This window comes from Plantibacter sp. CFBP 8775 (genome assembly GCF_014839505.1).
Lineage (GTDB): Bacteria > Actinomycetota > Actinomycetes > Actinomycetales > Microbacteriaceae > Plantibacter > Plantibacter auratus.
Genome location: NZ_JACYNV010000001.1, coordinates 1,004,775 through 1,018,424, shown reverse-complemented (window position 1 = coordinate 1,018,424; position 13,650 = coordinate 1,004,775). Strand labels below are relative to the sequence as shown.

Annotated in this window: 12 protein-coding genes; 7 read left to right on the top strand and 5 right to left on the bottom strand. The window is 69.6% G+C overall.

Going from position 1 to position 13,650, the window contains the following annotated elements:
- The first annotated feature begins 70 nt into the window (after nucleotides 1-70).
- Nucleotides 71-946 carry an exodeoxyribonuclease III gene (locus tag IFR14_RS04920; RefSeq protein WP_191940439.1) on the top strand — a complete coding sequence of 292 codons (876 nt, stop codon included), beginning with the start codon at nucleotides 71-73 and terminating at the stop codon, nucleotides 944-946.
- 26 nt (nucleotides 947-972) lie between these two features.
- On the opposite strand, the gene IFR14_RS04915 is transcribed toward IFR14_RS04920, so the two are convergent.
- The 3 genes from IFR14_RS04915 to IFR14_RS04905 form a co-directional block, all read right to left on the bottom strand.
- On the bottom strand, nucleotides 973-2,553 hold the full coding sequence (locus tag IFR14_RS04915) for a DUF4832 domain-containing protein (protein WP_124768609.1): 1,581 nt from the start codon (nucleotides 2,551-2,553) through the stop codon (nucleotides 973-975).
- Between the two features lie 159 nt (nucleotides 2,554-2,712).
- Nucleotides 2,713-4,305, bottom strand: coding sequence for an amino acid permease (locus IFR14_RS04910; protein ID WP_191940438.1), 1,593 nt, complete (start codon nucleotides 4,303-4,305; stop codon nucleotides 2,713-2,715).
- A gap of 161 nt (nucleotides 4,306-4,466) precedes the next feature.
- Nucleotides 4,467-5,387 carry an AEC family transporter gene (locus tag IFR14_RS04905; RefSeq protein ID WP_191940437.1) on the bottom strand — a complete coding sequence of 307 codons (921 nt, stop codon included), beginning with the start codon at nucleotides 5,385-5,387 and terminating at the stop codon, nucleotides 4,467-4,469.
- Nucleotides 5,388-5,551: 164 nt separating this feature from the next.
- Between IFR14_RS04905 and IFR14_RS04900 the strand changes: the two genes are divergently transcribed.
- Nucleotides 5,552-6,649, top strand: coding sequence for a Glu/Leu/Phe/Val dehydrogenase family protein (locus tag IFR14_RS04900; protein WP_249406890.1), 1,098 nt, complete (start codon nucleotides 5,552-5,554; stop codon nucleotides 6,647-6,649).
- Nucleotides 6,650-6,728: 79 nt separating this feature from the next.
- Here IFR14_RS04900 and IFR14_RS04895 read toward each other — a convergent pair whose 3' ends face one another.
- A complete protein-coding gene (locus tag IFR14_RS04895; RefSeq protein ID WP_085511912.1) occupies nucleotides 6,729-7,742 on the bottom strand; it encodes an NADP-dependent oxidoreductase in 1,014 nt (337 codons plus the stop codon).
- 92 nt (nucleotides 7,743-7,834) lie between these two features.
- On the bottom strand, nucleotides 7,835-8,272 hold the full coding sequence (locus tag IFR14_RS04890) for a DUF1304 domain-containing protein (protein ID WP_446728074.1): 438 nt from the start codon (nucleotides 8,270-8,272) through the stop codon (nucleotides 7,835-7,837).
- A gap of 88 nt (nucleotides 8,273-8,360) precedes the next feature.
- Here IFR14_RS04890 and IFR14_RS04885 point away from each other — a divergent pair, with 88 nt between their 5' ends.
- From IFR14_RS04885 to IFR14_RS04865, 5 genes are all read left to right on the top strand, one after another.
- Nucleotides 8,361-8,942 (top strand): TetR/AcrR family transcriptional regulator, encoded by a 582-nt coding sequence (locus IFR14_RS04885; RefSeq protein WP_071262226.1) that lies wholly within the window; start codon nucleotides 8,361-8,363, stop codon nucleotides 8,940-8,942.
- 131 nt (nucleotides 8,943-9,073) lie between these two features.
- A complete protein-coding gene (locus IFR14_RS04880; RefSeq protein WP_191940436.1) occupies nucleotides 9,074-9,982 on the top strand; it encodes an ABC transporter ATP-binding protein in 909 nt (302 codons plus the stop codon).
- A 54-nt stretch (nucleotides 9,983-10,036) separates the two neighbouring features.
- Nucleotides 10,037-11,098 (top strand): aliphatic sulfonate ABC transporter substrate-binding protein, encoded by a 1,062-nt coding sequence (locus IFR14_RS04875; RefSeq protein WP_191940435.1) that lies wholly within the window; start codon nucleotides 10,037-10,039, stop codon nucleotides 11,096-11,098.
- Between the two features lie 89 nt (nucleotides 11,099-11,187).
- Nucleotides 11,188-12,027 carry an ABC transporter permease gene (locus tag IFR14_RS04870; RefSeq protein WP_159877573.1) on the top strand — a complete coding sequence of 280 codons (840 nt, stop codon included), beginning with the start codon at nucleotides 11,188-11,190 and terminating at the stop codon, nucleotides 12,025-12,027.
- 160 nt (nucleotides 12,028-12,187) lie between these two features.
- Nucleotides 12,188-13,621, top strand: coding sequence for a DUF6421 family protein (locus IFR14_RS04865; protein ID WP_191940434.1), 1,434 nt, complete (start codon nucleotides 12,188-12,190; stop codon nucleotides 13,619-13,621).
- Nucleotides 13,622-13,650 lie beyond the last annotated feature (29 nt).

The following is a 13,650-nucleotide window of genomic DNA, read 5'->3' as shown; positions in this document are numbered from 1 at the left end:
GGCGTGGCGACCCTCCCCCGGGGCGACACGCCGGAGGTCTCCTGAGAAAGGAAACCGATAGCGTTGGGGCATGCGCATCGCCACCTGGAACGTCAACTCGATCCGTACCCGCGTCGGGCGCGTGGTCGACTGGCTCGTCCGTGAGGACGTCGACGTCCTCGCCATGCAAGAGCTCAAGTGCAAGCCCGAGCAGTTCCCGATAGAGGCCTTCACGAAGGCCGGCTACCAGGTGGAGCTGCACGGGCTCAGCCAGTGGAACGGCGTCGGTATCGCCAGCCGCCTTCCGATGGAGGACGTGCAGATCGGCTTCCCCGACATGCCCGGCTTCGGCAAGCCACCGGCGAGCCTCGCGCTGGACGGTCCCGGCTTCGACGCCGACGGCCTGCCGCTCGAAGCCCGTGCTATCGGCGCGACGGTCGACGGCGTCCGCCTCTGGAGCCTGTACGTCCCGAACGGCCGCGCGGTCGGCGACCCGCACTACGACTACAAGCTCCGCTGGCTCGCCGCGCTCGAAGCCGACACCCGCTCCTGGCTCGCCGAGAACCCCGAGCTGCCGCTCGCACTCATGGGCGACTGGAACGTCGCGCCGCTCGACTCCGACGTCGGCGACCCGAGCTTCGGCCCGGACTCGACCCACATCTCGGCACCGGAGCGCGCCGCCCTCGCAGCCTTCGTCGACGCGGGACTCCAGGACACCGTCCGACCGTTCGTCCCCGAGGGCTACACCTTCTGGGACTACAAGCAGCTCCGGTTCCCCCGCAACGAGGGCCTCCGGATCGACTTCATCTACGGCTCACAGGCGTTCGCGGACCACGTCGTCGAGGCGTCGATCCACCGCAACGAGCGCAAGGGCGACAGTCCGAGCGACCACGTTCCCGTCGTCGTCGACCTCGACTTCACCCTCTCCGAGGAAGAGGACGACGACTCGCCGATGATCTTCGGCTGAGCCGGCGCCCCCTCACTCGAGTCCGGTCAGGCGTTCCGACGCCGGCGGGCGAGCAGGAGCGCGAGGGTTCCGAGTGCCACCACGCCACCGCCGAGGACCGCGGGAGCGAGCGACGAGACGCCCGTGTCGGGCAGCCTGGCCGCAGCACCGGCCACCGGTTCGGCCACGACGACGCCGTCGGCGCCGACGGTCACCTGACGCTGCAGGCTGTTCACGCCGGTCGCCGCGTCCCAGGTGCCGACGTTCGCCGTCTGGACGGCGTAGAGCGGGTTCGCCGCGACCGACTCGTGCGTGGCCGGCAGCGACAGCGCCGTGTCGTAGCGACCGGCCGGGACGTCGGCGAGTGACGCCTGAAGTGTGACGGTCTCCCCCGCACCCCAGGTGCGGGCGTCCGAACCGAACGGGACGCGCACCGTGCGCTCGGCGTTCGACAGCACGAGGTACGCGAGCCGGCTGTTGTACGGAGCCGCCCAACCGTCGTTCCGGACCGTGAGCGAGAGCGTGTCGTCCACGACCGAGCTCTCCGTCATCACGAAGCGGTAGCCGAGTCGCTTCGCGGTGGTGTCGAGGTTCTCCCGGCCCCAGGACTGCAGGACGTCCTGGAGGTAGTCCCAGTTCAGGTAGCTGAAGTTGTATCGCTCCATCTCGGCCGAGGCGGTCGCCCACTCCGACCGCGGCGGGTTCACGTTGCAGGTCTCGCCGCCGACCGGCACCCAGTCGCTCTCCTGCGCGAGGTAGTCCTGATCGAGGGAGATCGGGTCGGACAGGTAGGTGCCCCAGTCGTCGGGTGCCGCGAGGAAGCAGTCGTTGTGGTGCCCGATGCGCGAGATGGCGCTGCCGTCGAACGCCTGCGCCTCGGTGATGGCCCCAGCGGTTCCGGACGGCACCCCGAGGATGTTCTGCTTCATGTTCATGGTCCGCACCTGGATGGAGCGGTCAGCTGGAACCGCCTCGAGGAGCGCCTCGACGACTGCGCGACGCTTCGCCCAGTCCTCGTCCGTGAGGACACCGGGGTTCGCCGGGTCCGCGGCGAAGTGGTCCGTGTAGTAGCCCTCACCCCAGAGGCCGACGAAGCCGGCCTGCACGACCGAGATGACGTCGGCGTTGTCCTGGAAGATCGGCGTGAGCTGCTCGATGTGGTTGAGCACGATGTCGAGCGGTGCGTCGCCGTAGGGCGGTGTATAGGGCCAGTCACCGCCCGCCAGGTACGCGAAGCGGGGGATGATCGAGATGCCGGCGGTGCGAGCCGCGTCGAAGTCCGCCTGGACGAGCGCGAGCCAGGCCGGGTCGAGGGTCGGCTCGGCCACGAATCGTTCCATGTAGAAGACGCGGACGAGTTCGGTGATGCCCTCCTCGCGGTAGGCCGCCAGGGTGGCGACGTCGAGCGGCGTGTACCCCGGCCCGCCCTCGGTCCCCTCGGGGTAGTAGTGCGTGTTGTTCGTGTGGTCGAAGCCGCGCTCGGGATTTGCGATGATCGCATCGCTCGGCTCGTAGGCGACCGTGTCGGCCGGGGTCGGGGCAGGTGCTTGCGCCGCAGCGCTCAGCGGTGTGGCGACGACGATGCCGCACGCGGCGAGCACGGCGACGAGACGGAGACGACGGTTCACGGGAACTCCAGCGGGGTCCGGTGGTGCACGGAAGAGGTTGCCCACATCCTGCTGAACCGACACCCGAGGTGCAAGAGAATGCTCGAAACCGACCCGAAGTGATCACTATCGCTTAGCGATTCCCCGTGAACCGCCGACCCGCCGGTACCCGCGCTCCCGCTAGGACCGCGGTGCGCCCCCGCGCTTCCGCTTGTTCGCATCGATGGCGGGACGCTCCGCGACCACCGGCCAGGTGCCCGTGTGCCCCTCGCGTGCGGCCGCAGCGGCGAGGATCCGCGGCTTGGCGGCGAACCATCCGACGATGAGCAGCGGGATGAGCACGACGAGGGAGGCGAGCACCCAGCGGCCGGTCTCCGAGAACCCCATCGTCACGAGGACGAACGCGAGGAACGCCAACGTGAGGTACGACGTGAACGGCGCCCCGAAGAGGCGGAACGACGGCCGCTCGACCTTGCCCTGCTTCGCCCAGCGCTGCAGCTGGATCTGGCAGAGGATGATCGTCGCCCACCCGCCGATGATGCCGATCGCCGAGATCTCGAGCACGATTTCGAACGCCTTCGACGGCACGAGCGCGTTGAGGCCGACACCCAGCAGGGTGAGTGCCGCCGTGAGCAGGATGCCACCGAACGGGACGCCGTTCTTGCTCATCTTGCCGGTGAACGCGGGGGCCGAACCGTTGACGGCCATCGACCGGAGGATGCGGCCGGTCGAGTAAAGCCCCGCGTTGAGGCTCGACAACGCCGCGGTCAGGACCACGAAGTTCATGACCGACGCCGAGATCGCCCCGGCCTGCTCCGACCCGATGTGCGAGAAGAAGGTGACGAACGGGCTCTCGCCGGCCTCGTAGGCCGTGTACGGGAGCAGGAGCGAGAGGAGCAGCACCGAGCCGACGTAGAAGATCGCGATGCGGAAGATGACCGTGTTGACGGCCTTCGGCATGATCTTCTTCGGCTCGGCCGTCTCACCTGCGGCGGTCCCGACGAGTTCGATCGCCGCGTAGGCGAACACCACACCGGAGATCGCGATCATCGGGGCGAACGCCCCGACGGGGAACAGCCCGCCGTTGTCGCCGATGACCGAGAACCCGACCGCACCGATGTCGGTCCGGCCACCGAAGATGATGAAGCAGACGCCGACGATGAGGAAGATCACGAGCGCCGACACCTTGATGAGCGCGAACCAGAACTCCATCTCGCCGAACAGCTTGACGGAGACGAGGTTGAGCGCCAGCACCACCACCAGAGCGGCGAGCGCGAAGACCCACTGCGGGAAGTCCTCGAGCTCCTTCCAGCCGAACAGCTTGCCGAAGGTCTTGATGTAGAGCGCGGCCGCGGTGACGTCGACGATCGAGGTCATCGCCCAGTTGAGGAAGTACAACCACCCCGCGCCGAACGCCATCTTCTCGCCGTAGAACTCCCGGGCGTAGGAGATGAACGAGCCCGAGGACGGACGGTGGAGGACGAGTTCACCGAGGGCGCGCAGGATGAGGAAGGCGAAGAACCCGCAGAGCGCGTACACGAGGATGAGCGCCGGGCCGGAGCTGTTCAGGCGGCCACCCGCACCGAGGAAGAGCCCCGTGCCGATCGCACCGCCGATCGCGATCATCTGGATCTGCCGCGGCTTGAGGGTCTTGTGGTACCCCTCCTCCTCGCTGGAGAAGTCCTGCACGGCGAGCATCTCGTCGCCGACGGTCTCGCGGGATGCGGCCCAGTCTCCGGAACGTTCGTGTCGTGGGGTCGTGCCTTCGGTCATGTCGTCCCATCGGGTCGGGTCCGACGGCGCTCCGCCGGACTGGACGGTGGTATATCTCAGTCGTGCCCGCCCAAGAGTAGTCGCGATCGTTCGGCTTTTCCGGCCATCACTGTCCATGCTTCGGAGGACAGCGGCGCTTCGGACAGACCGGTTCCCGGGGGTCAGGCGAGCAGGGCGGCGACGACGACGAGGACCGGTACGGAGAGGATCGTCGTCAGCAGGACCGTGTCGCGGGCGAGCGTGACGCCCTGCTCGTACCGGCTGGCGAAGTTGTAGACGTTCTGGGCCGCGGGGAGGGCGGCGAGGACGACGGAGGCGAACAACGGTGTGCCGCTCAGCCCGAACCCGAAGTGGGCGATGAGGTAGGCGAACCCGGGCATCACGACCGATTTGATCGTCGTCGCCACGAAGATCTCCAGACGTCCGCTGCCGGCCTGCAACGGCCGCATGCCGTGCAGCGACATCCCGAACGCCATGAGGATGAGCGGCACGGCTGCGCCGCCGAGGAGCTCGAACGGAGCCATGACGGGCTCGGGGAGCCGGACGCCGAACAGGTTGAGCACGACGCCGATGATCGACGCGACGATCATCGGGTTGCGGAAGGGTTGCGTCACGATGCCGAGGAAGGAGACGGAGCCGCGCTGTCTGACATCGAGGATGGTGAGTGCGATCGGGGCGAAGACGAGCAGCTGCAGCAGGATGACCGGGGCGACGTAGCCGGCCTCACCGAGGACGTAGACCGCCACCGGGATGCCGATGTTGTTGGCGTTGACGTAGCCCGAGCCGAGCGCACCGATCGTCGCGACGGAGAGGTCCTTGCGCAGCCACACGGCGTTCAGCAGCACGAAGAGTGCGGCGGCCGACAGGGCACTCGCGAGGGCGACCCAGATGAAACTGCTGAACACCTCGTGCAGGTCGGCCGTGGCGAGCACGGTGAACAGCAGCGCCGGGTTGGTGACGAAGAACGCCACCCGGTTGAGCACATGCCCGGTCGTCGGGCCCCCGACCTCGAGACGCCCGGCGAGGTAGCCGACGAGGATGACGGTGCCGATGATCGCGAACCCCGTCAGCACTCCACCCATGCCGTCCAGCCTAGGTGCAGCCCGTCTGGCGGCCCGGTCGAGCCGACGGTTGTGGAGCGGGCGGTCGGCGTGGAGAATCTGGGGAGGAGAGCCGGGCACCACCAACGCCCCGTGATCCGCTCCCACCAGGAGCCCGCACCAATCACCCACGAGGAGATCCGACGATGACGTCATTCGACCCGGTCGCGTCCAGCGACGCGATGCACAGCACCACCCTCCCCCACGAACACCTCTCCATCAGCCGCGGACCGCGTTCCGGGCTGACCATCAGCGTCGCCCTGCACTCCACCGCCCTGGGACCGGCCCTCGGCGGCGCGCGACTCTGGCGGTACGGCTCCTGGCTCGAGGCCGTCGACGACTCCCTCCGCCTCGCCGCAGGGATGACGATGAAGAACGCGGCCGCCGGTCTCGCGCACGGCGGCGGCAAGTCCGTCATCCACCTGCCCGTCGGCACGACCCTCGACCCCGCGGAGCGCCGCGACGCGATGCTCGACCTCGGCGACGCGGTCGAAGCACTCGGCGGCGCGTATCGCACCGCGGAGGACGTCGGCACGACCGCCGAGGACATGGCCGTCGTCGCCGAGCGGACCGACCACGTCAGCGGGCTGCCGGCGGACCGCGGAGGCGTCGGCGAACCGAGCGAGGCGACGGCGGCCGGCGTGCACGCGGCCATCACCGCGACGCTCGAGACGGTCTTCGGCACCCCGCTCGTCGCGGGCCACCGGGCGACGATCTCCGGGCTCGGCCAGGTCGGCGGCCGTCTGGCCCGACGGCTCGCGGCCGAGGGGGCTCGCCTCATCGTCACCGACGTCGACCCACGGAAGCGCGCCCTCGCCGAGGAGATCGGCGCCAGCTGGATCGAACCGGGCGACGAGCACCTCGTCGAGACGGACCTCTTCGTGCCGTGCGGTGTCGGCGGCGCCCTGAACGCCCGGGTGATCGGGCAGCTGCGGTGTCGCGCCGTGGTCGGGGCGGCGAACAACCAGCTCGCCTCCCGCGCCGACGCGGTGGCCCTCGAGGAGCGCGGCATCCTGTGGGCGCCGGACTTCGTGGCGAACGCCGGCGGGGTGATCTACCTCGCCATGGCATCGGAACCGGGCGCCGACGCCGCGGCAATCGAACAGCGGGTGTCGGCGATCGGGCGGACCGTGCAGTCGATCTACCGGGACGCCGCCGCCGAAGGCGTCACGACGCTCGTCGCCGCCGAGCGCCTCGCGATGGCCCGCATCGATGCGGCCGGCGGGGTCCTCGCAGCGGTCTGACGACGGCGAACGGCCCGTCCACCCGGAGCGGGTGGACGGCCCGTCGGTCGCCGGTGTCAGGCGAAGTCGAGGGATCGCGTCAGAGCTTGACGACCATCTTCCCGGTGTTGGCGCCGCGCATGAGGGCGAGGAACGCGTCGAGCGTGTGATCGAGGCCCTCGTAGACGGTCTCGTCGAAGACGACGTCACCGTTCTGCAACCAGGCACCCATCTCACCGGAGAACGCCGGGAAGTGCTGCGTGTAGTTGCCGACGGTGAAGCCCGTGAGGGTGAGCCCGCGGGTCACGATGTTCGACAGGTTGCGCGGGCCCTCGGCACGCTCGGTGTCGTTGATCTGCGAGATGACGCCGCAGAGCGCTGCGCGTCCGCCGTCGTTGAAGGCGTCGATCGCCGCTTCGAGGTGCTCGCCGCCGACGTTGTCGAAGTACACGTCGATGCCGTCGGGTGCCGCGGCCGCGAGCTGCTCGGTGACGGGGCCGTCCTTGTAGTTGAACGCGGCGTCGTAGCCGTACTTCTCCGTCAGCAGGGCGACCTTCTCAGCCGATCCGGCCGAACCGATGACGCGCTTCGCGCCCTTGAGACGGGCGATCTGGCCGACCATCGTGCCGACGGCACCTGCAGCACCGGAGACGAACACCGTGTCGCCCTCCCGGAACTTGGCGACCTCGAGCAGACCGACGTACGCGGTGAGGGCCGTCATGCCGAGGACGCCGAGGTAGGCGGACAGCGGGACGCCGGGGAGCTCAGGGACGACGCGGAACCCGCTGGCGTCCTCCTGGACGAGGTCGCGCCAGCCGAACTGGTGCAGGACGACGTCGCCGACGGAGAAGCCCTCGGCGGCCGACTCGACGACCCGGCCGATGGCGCCGCCGGTCATCGTCTCACCGAGCTGGTACGGCGCGACGTAGGAGCGGGCGTCGTTCATGCGACCGCGCATATAGGGGTCGACGGAGAGGAAGAGGTTCTGGACCCGGAGCTGGCCGGGCGCGAGCTCCGGGAGTTCGACGGAGACGGTCCGGAAGTCGGACTCGGTCGGCCACCCGACCGGTCGCGAGACGAGCTGGATCTGGGTGCTGAGCGCGGGGGTGTTCATGTGGTGCCTTTCCTTGGTGCGGTGATTCGGTGGGAGGGCGCAGCACGTCGTCGGGTTGCGGACGGGGTGACGCCTGGGGCGTCGCGGAGGTATCAGACGGCCAGTGCGATGACGAGCGCGATGAGTCCGAGCAGCGGGGTGGTCCCCTGGACGATCGCGGCGCGGGCCTTCGTGCGGTCCGAGGTGATGAGGACGAGCGAGGCGAGGAGCATGGAGCCGGCCGAGGCGAAGACGAGGGCCGCGCCGATACCGGTCGAGCCGGTGATCAGGAAGACGATGCCGACGATGGTGCCGATCGCGAGGAACAGGTTGTAGAAGCCCTGGTTGTACGCCATCCCTCGGGTGGTCTCGGCCTCGAGCTCCGAGGTGCCGAAGGTCTTGCGGGTGGCCGGCTCGGTCCAGCGCAGCGACTCGAGCACGAAGATGTAGACGTGCAGGAGGGCGGCGATGCCGACGAGGACGAGACTGACGACGAGCATGGGACGGGCCTTCCGGGAGATCGGCGTCGAGTCGTCCAGGTGGAGCGACATTCTGTACCGATGGGTCTACTATAATAGTAGAACGCTCGGTACACAACCCGCCCTTCCGGAGGGCCGGCCGAGCCAGGAGGAGGCATCCATGGGACGCACGCAGGAGTTCGACACCGTCGCCGTCGTCCAGGCGGCGCGCGACGTCTTCTGGGACCGCGGGTACGAGGCGACCTCACTCGCCGACCTCGAAGCGGCCACCGGCCTGCGGCGGTCGAGCCTCTACCACGCCTTCGACAGCAAGCGCGGGCTGTTCGACGCCGCCGTGCAGGACTACCTCGACACCGTCATCCGACCGCGCCTCTCGGTCCTCGCGCGGGCGACGGACGGCAGAGCCGGGCTCACCACCTACTTCTCCGGCGTGCAGACGGTCATCGCGACCCTGCCCGACGACTCCCCTCGCCGCGGCTGCCTCCTCCTCAACAGCGCGGCCGGCCTCGCGGCCCACGACGATGCACTGCGCGAGGTCGTCGACGGCTACCGGGCCGAGCTCACCACCGCGGTCTCGGACGCCCTCGCCCTCGCCCGTCCCGAGGCGGACGCGGACGAACTCGCCGCGGCCGCACGGCAGCTCACCTCGTTGTCGGTCAGCGCGCTGCTGCTCGCCCGGGTCAACCGGGAGGAGGCCGTCGCCATCCTCGACGTCGCCCTCACGCAGGTCGGCAGCTGGTAGTGGACGCATAACACCGGAACCCTCCGGATGTCTCCGGCGGACGCCAATGTGACGCTCTGTTTCGGCGGCCGAGAGCGGTGCATCACCCTCGCGTAGCATGGCGGGCACCCCACCCCTGGAGCCCGAGACCCATGACGAACGCTGCCCCAAGCCCGCTCGCCGCGAGCTCGCCGGTCACCCGCGACGCCGTCCCCGTCGGCTCGGCGGATCGTGCGTCCACGGTCGCGTTCGCCGGGGTCGGCCGCACCTTCGCGAGCGGTGCCGGCAAACGCACCGACGCCCCGCGGCCCGTGCTGCGCGACGTCACGATCACCGCCGAGGCCGGCGAGGTCGTGGCGATCCTCGGCACGAGCGGCTGCGGCAAGTCCACCCTGCTGCGGATCGCGGCCGGTCTCGACCACCCGACCGCCGGCTCCGTGCTCATCGACGGCACACCCGTCGCCGGCATCGACCCGCGCACGGCCTTCGGCTTCCAGGAGCCTCGACTCCTCCCCTGGCGCACCATCGCGGCGAACGTCGCACTCGGTCTGCCCAAGCGGACGCCCGCAGCCGAAGGGCGTGCCCGCGTCGCCGAGCTGCTCGAACTCGTCGGGCTCGCGGACTTCGCCGAGCACCGCCCACGGGAGGTCTCCGGCGGCATGGCGCAACGCGCCTCACTCGCCAGGGCCCTCGCCCGCCGGCCGGGCGTCCTGCTCCTCGACGAACCGTTCGGTGCCCTCGACGCCCTCACCCGGCTGAAGATGCAGGATCTGCTGCTCGCCATCCACCTCGCCGCGCCCACCACGATCCTGCTCGTGACGCACGACGTCGACGAGGCCCTCCAGCTCGCCGACCGGGTCATCCTCCTGGGTCGTGAGGACGGACACCCCGGTTCGACCATCGCCCAGACCGTGACCGTCCCCGGCAACCGCCCGCGCGACCGCGGGTCGGCAGAGCTCGCCGAGCTGCGCGGCCGCCTCCTCGACGGACTCGGCATCGACCGCCACGGTCTCGCCCGCGGCGACCAACGACTGCCGTCCATCCCGCACTTCCCGTACTGAGCCACCCACCACCTCCGCCGTCATCCCGCACCGATCCACAGCAAGGACCAACGCATGACCTCACGACGCCGCTTCACCACCTCCCGCGCCGGGCGCGCGGCCATCGTCGCCGCGACCGCCGCCGCAGCGCTCCTCCTCAGCGGCTGCGTCGCGGGCGAGAACGCTCCTGCGGCCGGCGGTGACAGCACCGTCGGCACCACCGAGGGCGGCACGCTCGACATCGACTTCGCGACCTACAACCCGCTCTCGCTCATCATCAAGGACCAGGGCTGGCTCGAGGACGCACTCGACGACCAGGACATCACCGTCAACTGGGTCCAGTCGGCCGGCTCCAACAAGGCGAACGAGGCACTGCGGGCCGACGCGATCGACGTCGGGTCCACCGCCGGCTCCGCCGCACTCCTGAACCGGGCGAACGGATCGGCCATCCAGGCGATCGACGTCTTCTCGCAGCCCGAGTGGTCGGCGATCGTCGTCGGCCAGGGCTCGACGATCACGGACGTCGCCGAGCTCAAGGGCAAGAAGGTCGCCGCGACGAAGGGCACCGACCCCTACTTCTTCCTCCTGCAGGCACTGGAGGAGGCCGGTCTGTCCGCCTCAGACGTCACGATCGAGAACCTCCAGCACGCCGACGGCTGGGCGGCCCTGCAGAACGGTTCCGTCGACGCGTGGGCCGGTCTCGACCCGATCATGGCCGGCGCCGAGGAGGCGGGCGCGAAGCTCATCTACCGCAACGTCGACTTCAACAGCTACGGCATCCTGGCCGCGACCGAGTCCTTCATCGACGAGCGTCCGGACGTCGCGCAGACCGTCGTGAACGCCTACGAGCACGCTCGTGAATGGGCTGCGTCGAACCCCGACGAGACGGCGCAGATCCTCGCGGACGCCGCGGGCCTCGACCTCGCCGTGGCGACGAAGGTGATCACCGAGCGCTCGAACCTCGACGTCGACCCGGCGCCCGGCAAGGCGCAGGAGCAGGTCCTGTCGGTCATCGGCCCGATCTTCGTGGAGTCCGGCGACGTGTCGTCGCAGGACAAGGTCGACGACGCCCTGTCCGACCTCTTCAATCCGAGCTTCGTGGACGACGCGGACCCGTCCGCCATCGGCACGAAGTAGTCCGGCGCCTGAAGCCTTCCCGGTCCCTGAAGCCCAACCCCGGTCCCTGAGCTTGTCGAAGGGCGCCTGAACCGTCCCGAGAGGAAACCATGACCGAGTTCGCCGGTCTCGGCACCACCGCAGCCGCGGGTGCCCAGGCGACCCAGTCCGGCCGCGACGCGCGCGCCGTCCTCGGGTCCCGCAGGATCGTCGTCGTCCTCGGCGGCTTCCTCGTCCCCGTCGTCATCCTCGGGGCCTGGCAGCTCGTCACCGCGTTCGGCCTCGTCCCGGCCTCGCAACTCCCGGCACCCGCCGAGGTCTGGGCGGCCGGCGTCGATCTCGCGCAGCGCGGCTGGCTGCAGCAGGACGTCGCCATCTCGGTGCAGCGCGTGCTCATCGGGTTCCTCATCGGTGCCGTGCTCGGTCTCGTCCTCGGCGCGGTCGTGGGGCTCTCGCGCCTCGGCGACATCCTGCTGTCGACGACCTTCGCGGCGATCCGCGCCGTCCCGTCGCTCGCGTGGGTACCGCTGCTCATCCTCTGGCTGAAGATCGGTGAGGAGTCGAAGATCACGCTCATCGCGATCGGCGCGTTCTTCCCGGTGTACACGACGGTCTCCGCCGCGCTCCGCCACGTCGACAAGCACCTGGTCGAGGCCGGCCGCGCCTTCGGGCTGAACGGTGTCGCGTTGTTCCGGACGGTGCAGCTGCCCGCCGTGACGCCCTCGGTCGTCTCCGGCCTCCGGCTCGCGCTGGCGCAGTCGTGGCTGTTCCTCGTGGCGGCGGAGCTCATCGCCTCGTCCATGGGACTCGGATTCCGCCTGGTGGACTCGCAGAACAACGGCCGGGTCGACCGCATCTTCTTCGTCATCATCGTGCTCGCGCTGCTCGGCGCGATCACCGATGCGCTCGTCGGTGTCCTCGACCGCTGGATCAAGCGCCGCTGGGGGTAGCAGCCCGCCGAGGCCGACCGTGCAGTTCCCCAGCGCGAACGGCCGAATGTTGCAGCGAAGTCGCTCCTGACGCAAGAAATCCGCACCCCCTCCGCCCCTACGCTCGAAGGAATCGTCACCCACCCCGGGCGACGCCTGCGCACGCGGAAGGAGGTTCACCATGTCGAACGTCGCCACCACCCACACGAAGAGCATCGTCGGAGAGCCGGAGGTCGTCGAAGACGCCGCCGCACTCGTCGGGCACCCGGCCTGGACGGACCTCAAGGCCGCCGCGACCGCGCTGCAGGCCGTCCAGGTGAAGGACGGCTCGATCCCCGAGTCAAACGACCACCAGCCGGCGGCAGGGCACGTCGCCACGATCGTCACGAGCGTCCGCACCCTCGCTCCGAACTTCCCGCACGACGCCGAGTACCTCGACGCCCTCGTCGCCGACTTCGACCGCTGGGAGCGCGACGGCTTCGGCGTCCCGGACTTCCTCGACTCGCTCGTCGCCTTCCACCCCGAGCGGCATCGCGTGGACGGCCTGGGACACCTCGTCGTGTTCCCGATGGTCACGCAGAACGGTTCGACCGACCGCCACATCGAGGCCGTGCTCGTCGAGGTCATCTGGCCCGAGTTCATCGCCGCCCTCGAGGCCGGCGACTACACGAACGCGCTCTTCGTGCCGATCCGCTTCCTCGACTTCACGCCGGGTTACGACACGAACTCAGCGGTCCTCTTCCCCGAGACGGTCGCGATGCGCGCGATCCCGGCGTTCACCTGGGGCGCGATCTTCCAGGACCGCGAGGCGGCCCGGTACCGTCGGGTCGTCCGAGCCGCTTCCGAGATCACCAAGCTCGAGCTCCCGGCCGACGCCGCGTCCCTCCTGGACGACCAGCAGCTGGCCGAGGAGACCTTCGTCATGTGGGACCTCATCCACGACCGCACGCACATGCGTGGTGACCTCCCGTTCGATCCGTTCATGATCAAGCAGCGGATGCCGTTCTTCCTGTACTCGCTCGAGGAGCTGCGCTGCGACCTCACGGCGTTCCGCGAATCGGTCCGGCTGGAGCGCACGCTGACGACCCGCGCGGAGACCGAGACGCTCGACGCGGCGGACGTGGCGATCCTCGAGCACGCGAAGCTCGTCCAGTACGCGATCATCTTCGACCGCATCTTCCGGTTCGCCATCACCGGCTCACGCGTCCGGAACTACGACGGCGTCGGCGGCCAGCTGCTGTTCGCGTGGATGCACCAGCACGGCGTGCTGCACTGGACCGACACCAGGCTCACGATCGACTGGGACGAGGTCCCCGACGTGGTCGTGCGGCTCGGCGAGAGCATCGACGAGCTGTACTGGCGATCGATCGACCGTCCGAAGACCGCGCACTGGCTCGCCGCGTACGAGCTCGTCCGGACGACGCTGACGCCGCACCCCGCGTCGCAGTGGGCGCGTGGGCTGTCCGACGAGATCCTGAGCGGACCGCCGCGCGGGCTCACCGACGCGGTCCTCGACGACGAGTTCCCCCTGTCGATGTTCTATGAGGCGCTCGGCAAGAAGATGGCGGACGTCATCACGTCGACCGCCGGGATCACGGGACGATCCGCGGCCTGACCCGACCGTGCCGCGGAGGAGCCCGGAGC